19 protein-coding genes and 2 tRNA genes are annotated in these 17,635 nt (G+C 55.1%); 13 read left to right on the top strand and 8 right to left on the bottom strand.

Features of this window, described 5'->3' with window-relative positions; translation table 11 throughout:
• Nucleotides 1-4 precede the first annotated feature (4 nt).
• The 3 genes from nemA to rnt all read left to right on the top strand — a co-directional run bounded on the left by nemA (nucleotide 5) and on the right by rnt (nucleotide 2,358).
• Nucleotides 5-1,102 (top strand): alkene reductase, encoded by a 1,098-nt coding sequence (nemA, locus tag C1N69_RS09675; RefSeq protein ID WP_155031068.1) that lies wholly within the window; start codon nucleotides 5-7, stop codon nucleotides 1,100-1,102.
• A 101-nt stretch (nucleotides 1,103-1,203) separates the two neighbouring features.
• Nucleotides 1,204-1,611, top strand: coding sequence for a lactoylglutathione lyase (gene gloA / locus C1N69_RS09670; RefSeq protein ID WP_013096923.1), 408 nt, complete (start codon nucleotides 1,204-1,206; stop codon nucleotides 1,609-1,611).
• A gap of 96 nt (nucleotides 1,612-1,707) precedes the next feature.
• A complete protein-coding gene (rnt, locus tag C1N69_RS09665; protein WP_045284926.1) occupies nucleotides 1,708-2,358 on the top strand; it encodes a ribonuclease T in 651 nt (216 codons plus the stop codon).
• Between the two features lie 43 nt (nucleotides 2,359-2,401).
• Here the strand turns inward: rnt and grxD are convergent, their stop codons facing one another.
• Nucleotides 2,402-2,749 carry a monothiol glutaredoxin 4 gene (gene grxD / locus C1N69_RS09660; RefSeq protein WP_003832760.1) on the bottom strand — a complete coding sequence of 116 codons (348 nt, stop codon included), beginning with the start codon at nucleotides 2,747-2,749 and terminating at the stop codon, nucleotides 2,402-2,404.
• Between the two features lie 338 nt (nucleotides 2,750-3,087).
• Here grxD and C1N69_RS09655 point away from each other — a divergent pair, with 338 nt between their 5' ends.
• On the top strand, nucleotides 3,088-3,861 hold the full coding sequence (locus tag C1N69_RS09655) for a C40 family peptidase (protein ID WP_095451471.1): 774 nt from the start codon (nucleotides 3,088-3,090) through the stop codon (nucleotides 3,859-3,861).
• A gap of 122 nt (nucleotides 3,862-3,983) precedes the next feature.
• The gene (gene sodB, locus C1N69_RS09650; protein WP_155031067.1) at nucleotides 3,984-4,565 is read left to right on the top strand and encodes a superoxide dismutase [Fe]; all 582 of its coding nucleotides are present in this window, start codon (nucleotides 3,984-3,986) and stop codon (nucleotides 4,563-4,565) included.
• A 38-nt stretch (nucleotides 4,566-4,603) separates the two neighbouring features.
• On the opposite strand, the gene C1N69_RS09645 is transcribed toward sodB, so the two are convergent.
• Together C1N69_RS09645 and cydH are read right to left on the bottom strand one after the other, a co-directional pair.
• Nucleotides 4,604-5,770, bottom strand: coding sequence for an MFS transporter (locus tag C1N69_RS09645; RefSeq protein WP_025758329.1), 1,167 nt, complete (start codon nucleotides 5,768-5,770; stop codon nucleotides 4,604-4,606).
• A gap of 163 nt (nucleotides 5,771-5,933) precedes the next feature.
• Entirely contained in the window at nucleotides 5,934-6,023 is a 90-nt protein-coding gene (gene cydH / locus C1N69_RS09640) for a cytochrome bd-I oxidase subunit CydH (protein WP_032672537.1), read from the bottom strand.
• A 297-nt stretch (nucleotides 6,024-6,320) separates the two neighbouring features.
• On the opposite strand from cydH, the gene purR reads away from it, so the two are divergent.
• Complete coding sequence (purR, locus tag C1N69_RS09635) at nucleotides 6,321-7,346, top strand: HTH-type transcriptional repressor PurR (RefSeq protein ID WP_014883552.1); 1,026 nt, start codon at nucleotides 6,321-6,323, stop codon at nucleotides 7,344-7,346.
• Nucleotides 7,347-7,362: 16 nt separating this feature from the next.
• On the opposite strand, the gene punR is transcribed toward purR, so the two are convergent.
• On the bottom strand, nucleotides 7,363-8,274 hold the full coding sequence (gene punR / locus C1N69_RS09630) for a DNA-binding transcriptional activator PunR (protein ID WP_155031066.1): 912 nt from the start codon (nucleotides 8,272-8,274) through the stop codon (nucleotides 7,363-7,365).
• A gap of 115 nt (nucleotides 8,275-8,389) precedes the next feature.
• Between punR and punC the strand changes: the two genes are divergently transcribed.
• On the top strand, nucleotides 8,390-9,589 hold the full coding sequence (punC, locus tag C1N69_RS09625; RefSeq protein WP_155031065.1) for a purine nucleoside transporter PunC: 1,200 nt from the start codon (nucleotides 8,390-8,392) through the stop codon (nucleotides 9,587-9,589).
• 297 nt (nucleotides 9,590-9,886) lie between these two features.
• Complete coding sequence (gene cfa / locus C1N69_RS09620) at nucleotides 9,887-11,035, top strand: cyclopropane fatty acyl phospholipid synthase (RefSeq protein WP_047958380.1); 1,149 nt, start codon at nucleotides 9,887-9,889, stop codon at nucleotides 11,033-11,035.
• A 31-nt stretch (nucleotides 11,036-11,066) separates the two neighbouring features.
• On the opposite strand, the gene C1N69_RS09615 is transcribed toward cfa, so the two are convergent.
• Nucleotides 11,067-11,708 (bottom strand): riboflavin synthase subunit alpha, encoded by a 642-nt coding sequence (locus tag C1N69_RS09615; protein ID WP_155031064.1) that lies wholly within the window; start codon nucleotides 11,706-11,708, stop codon nucleotides 11,067-11,069.
• A gap of 226 nt (nucleotides 11,709-11,934) precedes the next feature.
• Here C1N69_RS09615 and mdtK point away from each other — a divergent pair, with 226 nt between their 5' ends.
• From mdtK to C1N69_RS09595, 4 genes are all read left to right on the top strand, one after another.
• Entirely contained in the window at nucleotides 11,935-13,308 is a 1,374-nt protein-coding gene (gene mdtK, locus C1N69_RS09610; protein WP_088244181.1) for an MdtK family multidrug efflux MATE transporter, read from the top strand.
• A gap of 153 nt (nucleotides 13,309-13,461) precedes the next feature.
• A tRNA-Val gene (locus C1N69_RS09605) sits at nucleotides 13,462-13,538 on the top strand.
• Nucleotides 13,539-13,542: 4 nt separating this feature from the next.
• Nucleotides 13,543-13,619, top strand: a tRNA-Val gene (locus tag C1N69_RS09600).
• A 117-nt stretch (nucleotides 13,620-13,736) separates the two neighbouring features.
• Nucleotides 13,737-15,332, top strand: coding sequence for an FAD-NAD(P)-binding protein (locus C1N69_RS09595; protein ID WP_155031063.1), 1,596 nt, complete (start codon nucleotides 13,737-13,739; stop codon nucleotides 15,330-15,332).
• Nucleotides 15,333-15,360: 28 nt separating this feature from the next.
• On the opposite strand, the gene C1N69_RS09590 is transcribed toward C1N69_RS09595, so the two are convergent.
• Both C1N69_RS09590 and C1N69_RS09585 read right to left on the bottom strand, forming a co-directional pair.
• Nucleotides 15,361-15,996 carry a carbonic anhydrase gene (locus C1N69_RS09590; protein WP_025758321.1) on the bottom strand — a complete coding sequence of 212 codons (636 nt, stop codon included), beginning with the start codon at nucleotides 15,994-15,996 and terminating at the stop codon, nucleotides 15,361-15,363.
• Between the two features lie 72 nt (nucleotides 15,997-16,068).
• Complete coding sequence (locus tag C1N69_RS09585; RefSeq protein ID WP_155031062.1) at nucleotides 16,069-16,851, bottom strand: MBL fold metallo-hydrolase; 783 nt, start codon at nucleotides 16,849-16,851, stop codon at nucleotides 16,069-16,071.
• A 125-nt stretch (nucleotides 16,852-16,976) separates the two neighbouring features.
• Between C1N69_RS09585 and C1N69_RS09580 the strand changes: the two genes are divergently transcribed.
• Nucleotides 16,977-17,117, top strand: a complete 141-nt coding sequence (locus C1N69_RS09580) for a hypothetical protein (RefSeq protein ID WP_003857665.1) — start codon at nucleotides 16,977-16,979, stop codon at nucleotides 17,115-17,117.
• 30 nt (nucleotides 17,118-17,147) lie between these two features.
• On the opposite strand, the gene C1N69_RS09575 is transcribed toward C1N69_RS09580, so the two are convergent.
• Nucleotides 17,148-17,630 (bottom strand): GlcG/HbpS family heme-binding protein, encoded by a 483-nt coding sequence (locus C1N69_RS09575; protein ID WP_025758318.1) that lies wholly within the window; start codon nucleotides 17,628-17,630, stop codon nucleotides 17,148-17,150.
• Between the last annotated feature and the right edge of the window lie 5 nt (nucleotides 17,631-17,635).

Below are 17,635 nucleotides of genomic sequence, written 5' to 3'. Positions count from 1 at the left end.
CTCTATGTCAGCTGAAAAACTGTTTACCCCCTTAAAAGTGGGTGCTGTTACGGCGCCAAACCGCGTGTTCATGGCTCCGCTTACCCGTCTGCGCAGTATTGAGCCGGGTGATATCCCCACGCCACTGATGGGTGAATACTATCGTCAGCGCGCAAGCTCTGGCCTGATCATCACCGAAGCCACGCAGATTTCTGCACAAGCCAAAGGTTATGCCGGTGCGCCAGGGCTTCACAGCCCGGAACAGATCGCGGCATGGCAGAAAATCACCGCGGGCGTTCACGCTGAAGAGGGTCGCATTGCGGTTCAGCTGTGGCATACCGGCCGTATCTCCCATAGCAGCATCCAGCCTGGCGGACAGGCGCCGGTCTCCGCGTCGGCCCTGAGCGCCAATACCCGGACCTCCCTGCGTGATGAAAACGGTAATGCGATCCGTGTGGATACCTCAATGCCACGCGCCCTTGAGCTGGACGAGATCCCGGGCATCGTGAACGACTTCCGTCAGGCGGTGGCCAACGCGCGTGAAGCGGGTTTTGATCTGATTGAACTGCACTCCGCCCATGGCTATCTGCTGCACCAGTTCCTGTCACCGTCTTCTAACCACCGCACCGACCAGTACGGCGGCAGCGTTGAAAATCGTGCCCGTCTGGTGCTGGAAGTGGTGGATGCGGTATGCAAAGAGTGGAGCCCGGACCGCATCGGGATCCGTGTCTCCCCAATCGGTTCTTTCCAGAACGTTGATAACGGCCCGAATGAAGAAGCCGACGCGCTCTATCTGATTGAAGAGCTGGCGAAACGCGGTATTGCTTACCTGCACATGTCCGAGCCGGACTGGGCCGGCGGTAAGCCTTACACTGAAGCCTTCCGCCAGAAAGTGCGCGAACGCTTCCACGGTGTGATCATCGGTGCAGGGGCCTATACGCCTGAGAAAGCCGAAGATCTGATTACTAAAGGGCTGATCGATGCCGTCGCGTTTGGTCGCGATTACATTGCCAACCCGGATCTGGTTGCCCGTCTGCAGCAGAAAGCGGCACTCAACCCGCAGCGCCCGGAAAGTTTCTACGGCGGCGGCGCGGAAGGCTACACCGACTACCCTTCCCTGTAATCTCACCATTGTTGATTGATAGCGGCGACCTTTCGCCGCTATACTAAAACATCGTTTCTGTTCAAAAAAAACAGTCTATTCCACAGGTTAATGAGGAAATTATGCGCCTACTTCACACCATGCTGCGCGTTGGCGATCTGCAACGTTCTATTGATTTCTACACTAACGTACTGGGTATGAAACTGCTCCGCACCAGCGAAAACCCGGAATACAAATACTCGCTGGCGTTTGTGGGTTACGGCCCGGAAACGGATGAAGCGGTTATCGAACTGACCTATAACTGGGGCGTAGACAGCTATGAGCTGGGCACGGCCTATGGTCATATCGCACTGGAAGTGGACAACGCGGCCGAAGCCTGTGAACGCATTCGCAGCAACGGCGGTAACGTCACGCGCGAAGCGGGCCCGGTAAAAGGCGGCACCACCGTGATTGCGTTTGTGGAAGATCCGGACGGTTACAAAATCGAGCTGATTGAAGCCAAAGACGCCGGTCGCGGTCTGGGCAACTGATCCCTCAGGGCGCAACATGCGCCCGTAGTTTTACTGCATCCCCTGCCAAAATTTGCCATAATGCGCACTGCTTTTTTCCCCATGTAAGAGACCCTGATGTCCGATAACGCTCAATTTAGCGGTCTGTGCGACCGTTTTCGTGGTTTTTATCCCGTTGTCATTGATGTAGAAACAGCCGGATTTAACGCTAAAACCGATGCGCTGCTCGAGATTGCCGCCATCACGCTGAAGATGGATGAACAGGGCTGGCTTACACCAGACACCACGCTGCATTTCCACGTAGAGCCTTTCGAAGGGGCAAATTTACAGCCGGAAGCACTGGCGTTTAACGGTATCGATCCGCATAACCCATTGCGCGGTGCCGTCAGTGAATATGATGCGCTGCACGCCATATTCAAAATGGTGCGTAAAGGCATGAAAGAGAGCAACTGCAGCCGCGCCATCATGGTGGCCCACAACGCCACCTTCGATCACAGCTTTACCATGGCCGCCGCAGAACGTGCTTCGCTCAAACGAAACCCTTTCCATCCCTTTGTGACCTTCGACACCGCCGCACTGAGCGGCCTGGCGTTGGGACAAACGGTGTTATCAAAGGCCTGTATCACGGCAGGTATAGCGTTTGACGGCACGCAGGCCCATTCCGCTCTGTATGACACGGAGCGCACCGCAGAGTTGTTCTGTGAGATCGTCAACCGCTGGAAGCGTCTGGGCGGCTGGCCGCTGCCGATGGGCGACAGCGAAGAATAAAAAAAGCGACCTCTTAAGGTCGCTTTTTTATTTACGCAGAAAATTACTCCGCGTCAGGCTCTTCAGTTTTGTACTTAGCCGCCGTCTCTTTGATCAGCTGCTGCAGTTCGCCGCGCTGATACATTTCGATCAGGATATCGCAACCGCCAACCAGTTCACCGTCTACCCACAGCTGCGGGAAAGTCGGCCAGTTAGCGTATTTTGGCAGCTCAGCGCGGATGTCCGGGTTCTGCAGGATATCAACGTAAGCAAAACGCTCACCACAGGCGGACAGCGCCTGAACCGCTTGCGCGGAGAAGCCGCAGCTTGGCAGCTTCGGAGAACCTTTCATATACAGCAGAATCGGGTTTTCAGCGATCTGGCGCTGGATTTTTTCAATAGTGGTGCTCATGTCTTGCTTCCTTAAACTTCTGTTACGGCATTCGTCTGACATTGTAGCGGGTCAGACTGGCATCGGAAAATAACATTTTTGTCACGTTTATACATTGTACCCTGAGTCACGAAAAGTTGCATTCCAAATGGTGTTTACCCCTTCGGCCGTCAGGGTTTTGCTTAGGGGACGGACAAATGTGCGACAGAACGATGAATTTTTTTGCACTTGCTAACGAAACAGGCCTGGAGAGTAAAAAATGCTATTAACATTCTCTGTTTTTATGGATTAGAATCGACGGGCTTTGTAAATCACACGCGGGTATTATTGATGACCTGCATATATCAGGGGACTGCCCAGTGGCGCGGATAAATAAAATCTCGATCACGCTCTGTGCTTTACTGTTTACATCACTCACTTTCACGCCAGTGGCAAACGCCTCTCAGCAGGCGCGGCATTCTGCTGTACAAAAAAACCATCTGGTGAAAACCACAGAACGTAAGAAAAAAACCACCGCTAAGAACGACAAGAAAAAAACACCGACTCACACGAAACAGACCGCTTCCAGCAAGACGAAAACAACCTCTTCCCGCACTGCCCGCACCGCCAAAAGTAAAGCCACACAGACCGCCGCTAACCTCGTTACTGAAAAGTGCATCACGCGTAAAGGCCACAAAGCGAAATGTACAAAGGTCACGAAATTAGCGGAAGTGCATAAAGTGCGTGTTCAGAAAGCGCAAAAAACCGCAATGAACAAACTGATGGGGCAAATTGGCAAACCTTATCGCTGGGGTGGCACGTCGCCACGTACCGGTTTTGACTGCAGCGGCCTCGTCTATTACGCCTATAAAGATCTGGTCAAGTTCCGTATTCCCCGTACCGCCAATGAGATGTACCACCTGCGCGATGCCTCCCCGGTTAACCGTGGTGAGCTGGAAAACGGCGATCTGGTGTTCTTCCGCACTCAGGGCCGCGGCACCGCTGACCACGTCGGTGTTTATGTTGGCAACGGCAAATTCATCCAGTCGCCGCGTAGTGGCCAGGATATTCAGATCACCTCTCTCAGTGAAGACTACTGGGTTCGCCACTACGTCGGCGCCCGTCGCGTCATGACGCCGAAAACCATTCGCTAACCCCTGCCCTGCCACATCTGTGGCAGGGTAAGTTCCTCTTTTGCATAGCCTTTCAATTTGCTATCCTGTCCCTGTTGTCTGTGTGGTTATTGGCAACGCAAAATACAATAAGGAGAGAAGCAATGTCGTTCGAATTACCTGCACTACCGTATGCAAAAGACGCCCTGGCACCGCATATTTCTGCGGAAACCCTGGAATATCATTACGGCAAACATCACCAGACCTACGTCACCAACCTGAACAATCTGATCAAGGGCACCGATTACGAAGGCAAAACGCTGGAAGAGATTGTCCGCAGCTCAGAGGGTGGCGTATTTAACAACGCGGCCCAGGTGTGGAACCACACCTTCTACTGGCATTGCCTGGCGCCGAATGCGGGTGGCGAACCGGCTGGTGAACTGGCTGCCGCCATTAACGCCACTTTCGGCAGCTTTGCAGATTTCAAAGCGAAGTTCACCGATGCCGCCATCAAGAACTTCGGTTCTGGCTGGACGTGGCTGGTCAAAGAGGCTGATGGCAAACTGGCTATCGTTTCCACCTCTAACGCGGGCACTCCGCTGACCACCAGCGCTAAACCGCTGATGACCGTGGACGTCTGGGAACACGCTTACTACATTGATTACCGTAACGCGCGTCCGAACTACCTGGAGCACTTCTGGGCACTGGTTAACTGGGAGTTTGTGGCGAAGAACTTCGCCGCGTAAGCAAGACGCAGAAGGGGCTCCCCTTCTGCGTTTTTTATTTACTCTGCAGCGCAGGCTGCTTCTGGCTGTTTACGACCCGACATCATTACCAGCAGCAGGCCGAGCGCGGCAATAATCGCCCCCATCACCGGCACAAAGCTGTAGCCCAGACCACCCGAAATCACCGCCCCTCCGGCTGCCGCCCCCAGCGCATTGCCCAGGTTGAAGGCACCAATATTGACTGAGGATGAAAGGCCCGGCGCTTCATGGGCGACGCGCATCACGCGCATCTGCAGCGGTGGTACCACGGCAAAGGTGGCAGCGCCCCAGACGACCATCGCAACGGCCGCCCCAAACTCATTACGTGCCAGCCACGGAATAGCAATCATGATGACGATCAGCAGGGTTAAGAAGCCCTTCAGCGTCCCGCTCACGGAACGGTCGGCAAATTTACCACCCAGATAGTTGCCAATCGAGAAGCCCACGCCAATCAGCACCAGCATTGCGGTAATAAAGAGGGGCGTCGCGTGGGTGATGTCATGCAGCACCGGTGAAATATAGGTGTAGAGGGTAAACATCGCGCCTGCCCCCAGCACGGTGGTCAGCAGTGCGGAAAGCACCTGCGGGCGCATCAGCACCGACAGTTCCCTGCGCACGTCAGGACGTTCACCAGCACTGCCTTTTGGCAGAGAGAAGAATAACGCCACCATCGCGACCACGCCCAGCCCGGCCGTCGCCAGGAACGACATTCGCCAGCCAATCACTTCACCCAGCCAGGTAGCCGCAGGAACGCCGCCAATGTTGGCAATCGTGAGCCCCATAAACATGGTGGCTACGGCGCTCGCCTGCTTATGTTTTGGCACCACGCTTGCCGCTACAACTGACCCTAGCCCAAAGAAGGCGCCGTGGTTAAGGCTGGTCAGAATGCGTGACAGCATCAGGGTGGTGTAGTCCGGCGAAATGGCGGAAAGCACGTTGCCCAGGGTAAAGATCGCCATCAGGAAAATCAGCGCATTGCGACGCGCGCGGTGTGAAAGCAGCAGCGTCATCAGCGGGGCGCCTACCATCACGCCGATGGCATAAGCGCTGATTAACATGCCTGCCGCAGGGATCGAGACGTCCACGCCGCGGGCGATAACAGGCAGTAACCCCATCGGGGAGAATTCAGTGGTGCCAATCCCAAAAGCGCCAATCGCCAGGGCCAGCAGGGGAAAATTGATTTTCATGCGTCAACTCCGGATGCCGTGTCATGTGGTGACACAGAACAAAGAAGCGCAAAGCATGACATCAATCACAAAAAATGAGAAGTTAACAAAATGGCAAAAGATTTTTGCCGTAGATGTAACAATCTGGAACAGCCGCAGGGAGCGTGCGCTCCCTGCGCGTAAATCAGTGCAGCGCCGCCGTCAGGCCTGCGGCAACAATCAGCGCCAGCACAATAAGGGTGGTGAACAGCGAAAACTTCAGATCGGCACTCATCAATTTTTCTCCTTTTAATCCCCCCACGAAAAGTGAGCCTGCTCATTTTTGCACAGTTTACGTCAAAAATCTTCCTGGATTTAAACTGATAACCACTTTACCTCTTCCCCTTTTCATCAAGATAGGACAAAATTCCACGCTAAATTTATTAGCGTACCGGCCATTGACCCCCTCCTGACGTCCCGTGTCGTTTTCCCGGCGTGCCGCAATTCAAAATTGCGTGATAAGGGTGAGAGAAGGCAAACGTTTACCTTCAAGTTTTTCAGGAGCTTAGGATATGGTCTGGAGTGACATTTAATGGCAACAATTAAAGACGTAGCAAAACGCGCAAACGTTTCCACTACAACCGTATCACATGTAATTAACAAAACCCGCTTTGTGGCGGAAGAGACGCGCAACGCCGTCTGGGCGGCAATCAAAGAGCTGCACTACTCACCAAGTGCGGTTGCGCGTAGCCTCAAGGTGAATCACACCAAGTCCATTGGCTTGCTGGCCACCAGCAGTGAAGCGGCCTATTTTGCCGAGATCATCGAGGCAGTAGAGAAAAACTGCTTCCAGAAAGGCTATACCCTGATTCTGGGCAACGCGTGGAATAGCATTGAAAAACAGCGCGCCTACCTGTCGATGATGGCGCAAAAGCGCGTGGATGGCCTGCTGGTAATGTGTTCCGAATACCCGGAATCCGTGCTGTCGATGCTGGAAGAGTATCGCCATATTCCCATGGTGGTGATGGACTGGGGTGAAGCGCGAGCGGATTTCACCGATTCCGTCATCGATAACGCCTTTGAAGGCGGCTATATGGCCGGTCGTTACCTGATCGAGCGCGGCCACCGTGAGATTGGCGTGATCCCGGGCCCTCTGGAGCGCAATACCGGCGCGGGTCGTCTGGCCGGTTTTATGAAAGCGATGGAAGAAGCGCTGATCACCGTACCGGAAAACTGGATCGTACAGGGAGACTTTGAGCCGGAATCAGGCTACCGCGCGATGCAGCAGATTGTCTCCCAGCAGCACCGCCCAACCGCTGTTTTCTGCGGGGGTGACATCATGGCGATGGGCGCGCTTTGCGCGGCCGATGAACTGGGTCTGCGCGTACCGCAGGATATTTCGGTGATCGGGTATGACAACGTGCGTAACGCGCGCTTCTTTACCCCCGCGCTGACCACCATTCACCAGCCGAAAGATTCACTGGGTGAAACGGCTTTCAATATGCTGTTGGACAGGATCGTCAACAAGCGCGAAGAGTCGCAGTCCATTGAAGTTCATCCGCGTCTTATCGAACGCCGTTCCGTTGCGGATGGTCCGTTCCGCGACTATCGTCGTTAATTTTGTACGGGGCCAGCTATGCTGGCTCCCGTAACCATTCCCGGTTTAGCGTTTCGCTGTCTCCCAGATAATCCAGCAGCCAGGCCATGGCGGGCGAGACGTCATTTTGTTGCCAGGTGAGGCAGCAGGCCGCATCCGGGAAGGGATTCTCCAGCGTCAGTTCTACCCATTCTCCGGTATCGATTCTGGGGCGCGCAAAATGAGCGGGCACCATCGCGACGCACAGCCCGGCACTGAGGCACGTTGCTGACGATTCCCAGTCAGGCGCCACCACGCGCCGCTGGTTATCCAGCAGCCAGGTGATGCGCTTGGGTAATGAACGGGAGGTATCCTCCAGCACCAGCGATGGCCAGTTGCGCAGCGTATCGTCGCTCAGCCGTCCTTCCAGCGCCGCCAGGGGGTGATCGCTGGCCACCACGCATTTCCAGCTCAGCATCCCCATATCACGGAAGGCGTAACGCCCCCCGACCGGGATCGCCTGTGTGGCCCCTATCGCCATCTCCACCCTTCCGTCCGCCAGGGCATCCCAGACGCCGTTGAATACCTCTTGTGAGACCCGCAGTTCGACATCGGAAAAATGTCGATAGAAATCCACGATCATCTGCCGGGTGCGCTCCGGCTTAACGATATTGTCCACCGCAATGGAAAGATGACCCCGCCAGCCGTTTGCGATCTGCTGGCACTGTTCGCGGGTGATCTGCATTTTTTTGATAACAGAACGCCCTTCCTTCAAAAACCACGCCCCTGCGGGCGTTAATTCCACATCGCGATGGCGCCGTTCAAACAGTGGAACCGCCAGCCATTCCTCAAGCTGACGCACCGTGTAGCTGATAGCAGACGGGACGCGGTGCAGCTCCTGCGCCGCACCGCTAAAGCTGCCGTTACGCGCGACAGCATCGACCACTTCAAGAGAATAATCTGACCACATTTTCTGCCTGCAAAAAATTTGAATGCACCCGCCAAATATTAGCGTTTCACAAGCGGCTTTGCACTACATACACTCAGCGCCAACGTACACCTGCCTCCTTCAGGAGAAGAAAATAATGCAACCCAGGAAAGGTTTTTTAGTCTGGCTTGGCGGCTTAAGCGTGCTGGGCTTTTTGGCCACCGATATGTACCTGCCGGCTTTTGCCGCGATGCAGGAAGATTTGCAAACCCCTGCCGCGGCCATCAGCGCCAGCCTGAGTTTGTTCCTCGCCGGTTTTGCTTTCGCACAGCTGCTCTGGGGACCGCTCTCGGATCGCTTTGGTCGTAAACCGGTATTACTGCTGGGCCTGGCGATTTTTGCCGTGGGCTGTCTGGGGATGCTCTGGGTCCGCGATGCCACCTGGCTGCTGGTGCTGCGCTTTATTCAGGCTGTGGGGGTCTGTGCCGCGGCCGTGACCTGGCAGGCGCTGGTCACCGACTACTATCCGGCTAACCGCACAAACCGTATTTTCGCCACCATTATGCCGCTGGTGGGGCTCTCACCTGCCCTCGCGCCGCTGCTGGGCAGCTGGATCCTTGCGCACTTTGACTGGCAGGCCATTTTTGCCACGCTGTTTGCCATCACGCTGGTACTGATGTTGCCGGCGTTCGCCCTCAAGCCTGCGCACAAAAAAGACGTACATGTTGACGCAAAGCCGATCACCTTCACCACCCTGCTGAGCGCCAAAGCGTATCGCGGTAATGTCCTGATCTATGCCGCCTGCTCGGCCAGCTTCTTCGCGTGGCTCACCGGGTCGCCGTTTATTCTGCATGATATGGGCTACAGCCCGGCGGCTATCGGGCTGAGCTATGTTCCGCAAACCATCGCGTTCCTGGTGGGCGGGTACGGCTGCCGCGCAGCGCTGCAGAAATGGGAAGGTCAGCAGATGCTGCCATGGCTGCTGGTGCTGTATGCGTTGAGCGTTATTGGCACCTGGGCCGTTGGGTTTATTCCGGGTGCGGGCCTGGCAGAGATTTTGATGCCTTTCTGTGTCATGGCCGTCGCGAACGGGGCGATCTACCCGATTGTGGTGGCGCAGGCGCTCCGTCCCTTCCCACAAGCGACCGGTCGCGCCGCCGCGCTGCAGAACACCCTGCAGCTGGGGCTGTGCTTCCTGGCAAGCCTGGTGGTCTCTGCGCTGATTGCCACGCCGCTGCTGACGACCACCAGCGTGATGCTGGTAACCGTTGCGCTGGCGGTGATGGGCTATCGCATGCAGGCCTCCGCCCAGCGTGAGCAGGATAACGGCGCTGGAGTGGAAACCTCACATGCCTGATTGCGCCGGATATCATGTTAATTTTCAGTAATTAGGTTGCTAACAATTTTCTGTTGAATCACCAAATTTTGAGGCCTATACTAAATTTGGTTCGATAAATACGATAATTATTATGCGTTAACGGGAGCCGGAGTGCTCCCGTTTTACCATGGAAGGCATTTCGGCAAGGGTTATCTCCCTTCCTCTGTTCTACGTCGGATACTAGCCTCGCGGTATTTACCGTGAGATTTCTCACAAACCAAAAAAAGCGTCTACGCTGTTTGAAGGTTCTGATCACATCAGGGTGATGGAGAAGCTATGAGTTCATCGTGTATAGAAGAAGTCAGCGTTCCGGACGACAACTGGTCCCGGATCGTCAGTGAACTGTTGGGTCGTGCAGGCATCACTATTAACGGATCTTCGCCATCCGATCCCCAGGTCAAACATCCCGACTTTTTTAAACGCGTATTGCGCGAGGGATCGTTAGGGCTGGGAGAAAGCTATATGGACGGCTGGTGGGAGTGTGAACGGCTGGATATCTTTTTCGCCAGCGTGTTGCGCGCCGGTCTGGAAAATCAACTTCCCCGCAATCTCAAAGACACCCTGCGTGTTGCCTCTGCCCGACTGTTTAATCTGCAAAGTAAAAAACGCGCATGGATCGTCGGCAAAGAGCATTACGATCTGGGCAACGATCTGTTCAGCCGTATGCTGGACCCTTTCATGCAATACTCCTGCGCCTACTGGAAAGAGGCAACGACGCTTGAAGAGGCTCAGCAGGCCAAGCTGCGTCTGATCAGCGAGAAGCTTCAGTTACAGCCCGGTATGCGCGTACTGGATATCGGCTGCGGCTGGGGTGGGCTGGCCTGGTTTATGGCGAAGCACTATGGCGTCAGCGTGGTGGGCGTGACGATTTCGGCCGAGCAGCAAAAAATGGCCCGGGAACGCTGCCAGGGTCTCGATGTGGATATCCGCCTGCAGGATTACCGTGACCTGAACGAACAATTTGACCGGATCGTCTCCGTGGGCATGTTCGAGCACGTAGGACCGAAAAACTACGACACCTACTTTGAGGTGGTGGACCGTAATTTACGACCGGACGGACTCTTCCTGCTGCATACCATCGGCTCTAAGCGGACCGACAATAACGTCGACCCGTGGATCAACAAGTACATCTTTCCGAATGGCTGTTTACCCTCCGTTCGCCAGATTGCCAACGCCAGTGAATCCCATTTCGTGATGGAAGACTGGCACAACTTTGGCGCGGATTACGACACCACGTTGATGGCGTGGCATGAACGTTTCCAGCAAGCGTGGCCGGAGATTGCGGACAACTATTCTGAACGATTCAAACGGATGTTTAGCTATTATCTGAATGCCTGCGCGGGCGCGTTTCGCGCACGGGATATTCAGCTCTGGCAGGTTGTTTTCAGCCGTGGCATTGAACACGGATTACGTGTCGCACGCTAAAAAAATAACCCCGGACAGCCGGGGTTATTTTTTATTCTTCTTCCGCCGCCTTTATTATTGCGGCTTCTTTTGCCGCCAGTACACGCTCAACTGTATCGACCACCGCCTGGGTTTGCGGATCGATTTCAATATTTACGCGCTGTCCCAGCTTTTTCGCCCCCAGCGTGGTGCGCTGCAGCGTTTCAGGAATTAAATGCACGCAAAAACGCGTTGGCGTCACTTCCCCCACCGTCAGACTAATCCCATCAATGCCAATAAATCCTTTATAGAGGATGTATTTCATTAATGACGGATCCTGCATTTTAAACCAGATTTGACGGTTATTTTCCGAGGTCACGATTTTCGCCACTTCAGCGGTGGTCATGATGTGTCCCGACATCAGATGGCCGCCAATCTCATCGCTGAACTTCGCCGCCCGCTCAACGTTGACGGTATCTCCCACCACCAGCTCGCCCAGGTTGGTGATGCGCAGCGTCTCTTTCATTAAATCAAAGCTAATCTGGTTGCCGTCAATTTCGGTAACGGTCAGACAACAGCCGTTATGAGCAATCGAGGCGCCGGTTTCGATGCCCTCCAGCATATATTCCGGCAGCTCAACAACATGAGTACGGAAATTCGGTTTCTCATCAATGGACACCACTTTGGCGATGCCCTGCACAATACCAGTAAACATGCTTACAACTCCTGTTTTTTCCGGACGGTGGTGACACCGTTTTAATCCCACCACAATAACAGTTGGAAAAACAGGTTGCCAGCGGAGCGCATTTTCTGGCGATTTTTTCACTAGATAAATAGCTAAAGCCCGCTACAATAGCTGGCACCCCCCTGCATTTTCTTCTTGCTGCCCGTTTCGGCGGCTTTTTTAGTCTCTCAAATAACTACAAAATAAAGGTGTTCACGTGCAGAAGTACATGAATGAAGCGCGCCAGTTATTGGCACTGGCTATACCAGTGATCATCGCGCAAGTGGCCCAGACCGCAATGGGATTTGTGGATACGGTAATGGCAGGTGGCTACAGCGCCACCGATATGGCGGCCGTTGCCATCGGCACGTCAATCTGGCTCCCGGCCATCCTGTTCGGCCACGGTCTGCTGCTCGCGCTCACGCCGGTTATCGCTCAGCTCAATGGCTCGGGCCGTCGCGAACGCATTGCCCATCAGGTCCGCCAGGGCTTCTGGCTGGCAGGGTTTGTCTCGGTGCTGATTATGGTCGTGCTCTGGAACGCGGGCCATATCATCCGCGCGATGCATAACATTGACCCGGCACTGGCTGATAAAGCCGTAGGCTATCTGCGCGCCCTGCTCTGGGGCACGCCAGGCTATCTCTTTTTCCAGGTAGCGCGTAACCAGTGTGAAGGTCTGGCGAAAACCAAACCCGGCATGGTGATGGGCTTTATTGGGTTGCTGGTCAATATTCCGGTTAACTATGTCTTTATTTATGGTCATTTCGGGATGCCGGAGTTGGGCGGTGTCGGCTGCGGCGTGGCAACAGCTGCCGTTTACTGGGTGATGTTCTTGTCGATGCTCACCTTTGTAAAACGCGCCCGCTCAATGCGCGATATTCGTAACGAGAACCGGTTTAGCACCCCAGACTGGGGCATCATGACGCGTCTGGTGCAATTAGGGTTACCGATTGCCCTGGCACTGTTCTTTGAGGTTACCCTGTTTGCCGTGGTCGCCCTGCTGGTCTCCCCGCTGGGCATTGTGAACGTGGCCGGGCACCAGATTGCGCTGAACTTCAGTTCCCTGATGTTCGTTCTGCCGATGTCGCTGGCGGCAGCTGTGACGATCCGCGTGGGCTTCCGCCTGGGTCAGGGCTCGACGCTGGATGCGCAAACGGCCGCGCGCACCGGGCTTGGCGTCGGTGTCTGCATGGCGATCTGTACGGCGCTCTTCACCGTTGCACTGCGGGAGCAGATTGCCCTGCTCTATAACGACAATCCGGAAGTGGTCGCTCTGGCATCACACCTGATGCTGCTGGCGGCGATATACCAGATCTCTGACTCCATCCAGGTGATTGGCAGCGGCGTGCTGCGTGGGTATAAAGACACGCGTTCGATCTTCTTTATCACCTTCATCGCCTACTGGGTGTTAGGTCTGCCATGTGGTTATATCCTGGCCCTGACCGATCTGGTTGTGGAACGTATGGGGCCTGCAGGCTTCTGGATGGGCTTTATCATCGGCCTGACGTCGGCGGCTGTCATGATGATGATGCGGATGCGCTTCCTGCAGCGCCAGCCATCCACCATCATTTTGCAACGCGCTGCACGTTAAATACGCAGTAGCCGCCTGCTGGCGGCTACTTTCTCTTCACTTTGCGCGGTAATGAAGCAATCGCGTGAAATCAGAGAGAAAAATGCATTTTCCCTCTTGCCTCATTGGTGCTGTGCCGCTAATATTCGTCCCCGTTGTCACCGACAACACGTTGCGTTCATAGCTCAGTTGGTTAGAGCACCACCTTGACATGGTGGGGGTCGTTGGTTCGAGTCCAATTGAACGCACCATTCTGCGTCCGTAGCTCAGTTGGTTAGAGCACCACCTTGACATGGTGGGGGTCGGTGGTTCGAGTCCACTCGGACGCACCATTTCAGTCCTGAAATGGTGCAAATCCTCTTCTGATACCCTGAATTTTCCTAATCCCTTATTTTCATCACTGTTCTCCTGCTACGCTTTTCTCATGGAAAAAATGAGGAAAACCGTCGATGAAAAAAATCGCCATTATCGGTTCCGGCCCTACAGGGATTTATACTTTTTACGCGCTGCTTAAAAACCCGCAGCCGCTTTCGGTCTCGGTCTTTGAACAGGCTGATGAAGCGGGCGTAGGGATGCCCTATAACGACGACGATAACTCGCGTCTGATGCTGGCAAACATCGCGAGCATTGAGATCCCCCCTCTGTTTATGACCTACCTGGACTGGCTTAAGGAGCAGAGCGACGACCATCTGGCGCGCTTTAAGGTGGATAAAGCCCGGTTGCATGACCGGCAGTTTCTGCCGCGGATCCTGCTGGGGGAATATTTTCGCGACAGCTTTCGGACAATCGTTAATGAGGCTACAAAACTGGGGTTCCAGGTGGATATCCATGAATCTTCCCGGGTGACCGACGTTATTCCCTCGACGACTGGCGTCACGCTTTGCGTCAACGATAAGGCGTTTCCCGAACGCTTCGATCTCGCGGTGATCGCCACCGGTCACGTCTGGCCGGACGAGGACGAGGCCACGCGCGCATTCTTCCCAAGTCCGTGGTCTGGTCTGATGGACGCCAGCATTCCACCGTGCCGCGTCGGCATTATGGGAACATCGTTAAGCGGCCTTGACGCGGCCATGGCGGTGGTGATGCAGCATGGCGCGTTTCGCGACGATAAATTCCTGCTGGATCAAGGCAGTGAAGCATTAAACATCGTCCTGATGTCCCGGACGGGCATTCTGCCGGAAGCCGATTTTTACTGCCCTATTCCTTACGAGCCGCTGTCAGTATTGACCGAATTCAGGGTTGAAACCGAGATCGGCAAAGGGCCGGATGGCCTGCTTGACCGCATCTTTGCACTGATGGTCAACGAGCTGGAGCTCGCCGATCCGGCGTGGTGCGAGAAAATGTCGCTGCATAAGCTAGATGCGGACAGCATTCGTGATGCCTGGTTTGAGGATCGAAAACGGCACGACCCCTTTACCTGGGCGGAAGAGAATCTCAACGAGGTTGAGCGCAACAAACGTGAACGGCGCACCGTGGCCTGGCGCTATACCGTGCTTCGGCTGCATGAGGTGGTTCAGGAGATTGTCCCCCACCTTAATGAGCAGGACAGTCAGCGCTTCAAAGCAGGGCTGGCTCGGGTGTTTATCGACAACTATGCCGCCATCCCTCCGCAGTCTATTCGCCGGCTGCTTGCGCTGCGCGAGGCCGGCATCATTAGCGTGGCAGCGCTCGGCGACGATTACACCCTTGACGCAGGCAGCGACCAGACGGTGATCACCACACAAGAGCGCGTGTATCGTTTCGACGTGTTTATTGACGCACGCGGACAAAAGCCGCTCAAAACGAAAGACCTGCCCTTCCCGACGCTGCGCAAACAGCTGCAAGCAACGGGCGATGAGATACCCGATATTGGCGAAGATTACACCCTGAAAGCGCCTGACACGGTGCGCGGGAAAATCGCTTTCGGCGCGATACCGTGGCTAATGCACGATCATCCCTTCGTTCAGGGACTGGCAGAGTGTGCAGAGATTGCGGAGGCGATGGCGAAAGCGGCAGAGAAGCCCGCGTCGGGATTGCGGCGGAGATTACCGTACAGTGAGAGCTGACAGGGCATCCTTGCCCTGCTGTCGATGATTACTCGAAGAAGACTTCCGGGTTTTCAGACAGCGAAACGAAGGTTTTCGTCCCTTTATCCAGCGCAAGAATTTCGCCGCTTTCAATGTCGTACACCCAGCCGTGCAGGCGGATGGAGTTATTGCGCAGGCCCACCGCAACGGACGGATGGGTCTTAATGTTGCTCAGCTGCGCAAACACGTTCTCCTGCACCATCGCGTTAACTTTATCGATCGGCTTATCCCAGGTTTTCTTCTCAACCACCGCTTTTGCCGCGTCGGAATAGCGCAGCCAGTGTGACACCGCTGGCATCGGCTCCAGGTTGGCGTTATCGGCGATCGCCTTCATCGCGCCACAGTTTGAGTGACCACAAATGACGATATCCGTGACGCCCAACGCCACAACAGCGTATTCGATGGTTGCAGACACACCGCCAGGCTCGGGGCCAAACGGTGGCACAATGTTGCCAGCATTACGAATGACAAAGAGTTGTCCCGGCTCTTGCTGGGTGACCAGTTCTGGGACCAGACGGCTGTCGGAGCATGAGATGAACAGCGCTTTGGGATTCTGGCTGGACGCTAAACTGCGGAAGAGTTCTTTACGTTGCGGGAAAATCTCTTTTTGAAAGCTGAGAAAACCTTCAATGATATGTTGCATAGCAATGTCTCTTTTATCTGTTTTAGTTTAGGTATGATCGCGATCACACTCGTAAAGTGTACCCATCGTGGTTTACTTCAGACAAGCAATATATTTCTGGCCCGACCGCTGCACAATGGCGTCCGCGAAGGCCAGGATGTTCTGCCCCTCGAAGGCGCCATACAGGCGTGCAAATTTTTTGCCTTCGAGATGATTCACAACTGACTCTACGGTACGGGCCGGTAGCGGGAGATAGTTAGGATAGCTCCACATAAACGAGACGGCGTCTTTACCCGGCGTGACCTGCAGGATGTCCCCCGCCAGCAGCACCCCGTCCCCCTCCTGCCAGTGCAGCACCGTTCCCCCGGCAAAATGCCCGCCCAGACGCAGCAGGGTGACAGACGGGAAAATCTCCAGCGCATCGCCTTCCCAGAAATGAATGGCCGGGCTGCCACGCATGACCCACTCTCTGTCGCTGGCGTGCAGATACAACGGCGCATCAAACGCCGCGGCCCACTCCTGCATGGTGGTGTAATAGTGCGGATGTGAAATCGCCATCGCGCTGATGCCGCCAAGCGCGGTGATGAGCGTTCTGGTTGCGGAGTCGAGGTTGGCAATGCAGTCCCAGAGGATATTACCGTGAGGTGTTCGCAGGAGCAGGGCTCGCTGGTTGATAGCAAAGGCGGGGACCGTTTTGATGCCGAACAGCCGCGGCTCCAGCTGCTGCCATTTGTTGGTATGCGTGGCGGTTACGGTGTCGAAATCGATCCATGCCTGGCCCGAAGCAGGCACGTACTGGCGTTCATCCTCGCAAATCGGGCATCTTTCCGGCTGTGTATCATAGGCGGTTCCGCAGGTTTTACAGAGTGTAATCATGTGCGCTCCTCAGCGATAAAGCACTGAGTATGGCAGGGATTATCGTTATGTGCTGCGAGGTACATTGCTGGCGTTTTTTGCCCTATACTCTGCCAGTATCAAAAACTGAACATAGCAGGTGCCACATGGAAATTGATCTCGATAACTTAGTTTTTAACGGTCTGGATGAAGCCGAAGAGCGTAATGCGGAACGTCTGGACGACGCAGATAAAAAAGCGCAGGCGATTGTCGCCGACGATGACTGCGGCGACGCCTGCAAGATCTAAGTAAAAAGCACCGGCAAGCCGGTGCTTTTTTTATGACTTTTTCAGCCCGTCAATGGCTGCCTGCGCGCAGGCTTCATCAAGATGACCGCCCGGCGCACCGCCGATACCAATCGCCCCGATCACCTCATCGCCCTCTTTCACCGGCAGGCCACCCGCCAGCAGCAGGAAGCCCGGAATATCACGCATGTTTTGCGCACCCGCGTTGCTCTGCGCCGCTTCCATCACCTTGCCGGACGCATTCTTTGCGCTGAGCGCCGTCCAGGCTTTCATTTCGCTGGCTTTTACCGTATGTGGACCGGCATTGTCCGTGCGCTGTACCGCTTTCACGACGCCCGCGCGGTCAACCACGGTAACGGTCACCTGGTAATTTTTTGCCGTACAGGCCTGAATGGCGGACGTTGCCAGCGCATTAGCCTGCGCCAGTGAGAGATTCTTCTGGTTTAACGTTTCGGCCTGCGCCGCCAGACTTACGCTACCAGCCACCAGTGCCGCAGCCATCATCATTTTTTTCATCGCAC

The organism is Enterobacter sichuanensis (assembly GCF_009036245.1).
Classification (GTDB): Bacteria; Pseudomonadota; Gammaproteobacteria; order Enterobacterales; family Enterobacteriaceae; genus Enterobacter; species Enterobacter sichuanensis.
The sequence above is the reverse complement of the archived record's forward strand: the minus strand, read 5'-3'. Positions and strand labels throughout refer to the sequence as shown.

Coding starts and splice junctions, on each gene's coding strand:
- nemA (WP_155031068.1), top strand. CDS start 5: ATGTCAGCTGAAAAACTGTTTACCCCCTTAAAAGTGGGTGCTGTTACG.
- gloA (WP_013096923.1), top strand. CDS start 1,204: ATGCGCCTACTTCACACCATGCTGCGCGTTGGCGATCTGCAACGTTCT.
- rnt (WP_045284926.1), top strand. CDS start 1,708: ATGTCCGATAACGCTCAATTTAGCGGTCTGTGCGACCGTTTTCGTGGT.
- grxD (WP_003832760.1), bottom strand. CDS start 2,749: ATGAGCACCACTATTGAAAAAATCCAGCGCCAGATCGCTGAAAACCCG.
- sodB (WP_155031067.1), top strand. CDS start 3,984: ATGTCGTTCGAATTACCTGCACTACCGTATGCAAAAGACGCCCTGGCA.
- C1N69_RS09645 (WP_025758329.1), bottom strand. CDS start 5,770: ATGAAAATCAATTTTCCCCTGCTGGCCCTGGCGATTGGCGCTTTTGGG.
- cydH (WP_032672537.1), bottom strand. CDS start 6,023: ATGAGTGCCGATCTGAAGTTTTCGCTGTTCACCACCCTTATTGTGCTG.
- purR (WP_014883552.1), top strand. CDS start 6,321: ATGGCAACAATTAAAGACGTAGCAAAACGCGCAAACGTTTCCACTACA.
- punR (WP_155031066.1), bottom strand. CDS start 8,274: ATGTGGTCAGATTATTCTCTTGAAGTGGTCGATGCTGTCGCGCGTAAC.
- punC (WP_155031065.1), top strand. CDS start 8,390: ATGCAACCCAGGAAAGGTTTTTTAGTCTGGCTTGGCGGCTTAAGCGTG.
- cfa (WP_047958380.1), top strand. CDS start 9,887: ATGAGTTCATCGTGTATAGAAGAAGTCAGCGTTCCGGACGACAACTGG.
- C1N69_RS09615 (WP_155031064.1), bottom strand. CDS start 11,708: ATGTTTACTGGTATTGTGCAGGGCATCGCCAAAGTGGTGTCCATTGAT.
- C1N69_RS09595 (WP_155031063.1), top strand. CDS start 13,737: ATGAAAAAAATCGCCATTATCGGTTCCGGCCCTACAGGGATTTATACT.
- C1N69_RS09590 (WP_025758321.1), bottom strand. CDS start 15,996: ATGCAACATATCATTGAAGGTTTTCTCAGCTTTCAAAAAGAGATTTTC.
- C1N69_RS09585 (WP_155031062.1), bottom strand. CDS start 16,851: ATGATTACACTCTGTAAAACCTGCGGAACCGCCTATGATACACAGCCG.
- C1N69_RS09580 (WP_003857665.1), top strand. CDS start 16,977: ATGGAAATTGATCTCGATAACTTAGTTTTTAACGGTCTGGATGAAGCC.
- C1N69_RS09575 (WP_025758318.1), bottom strand. CDS start 17,630: ATGAAAAAAATGATGATGGCTGCGGCACTGGTGGCTGGTAGCGTAAGT.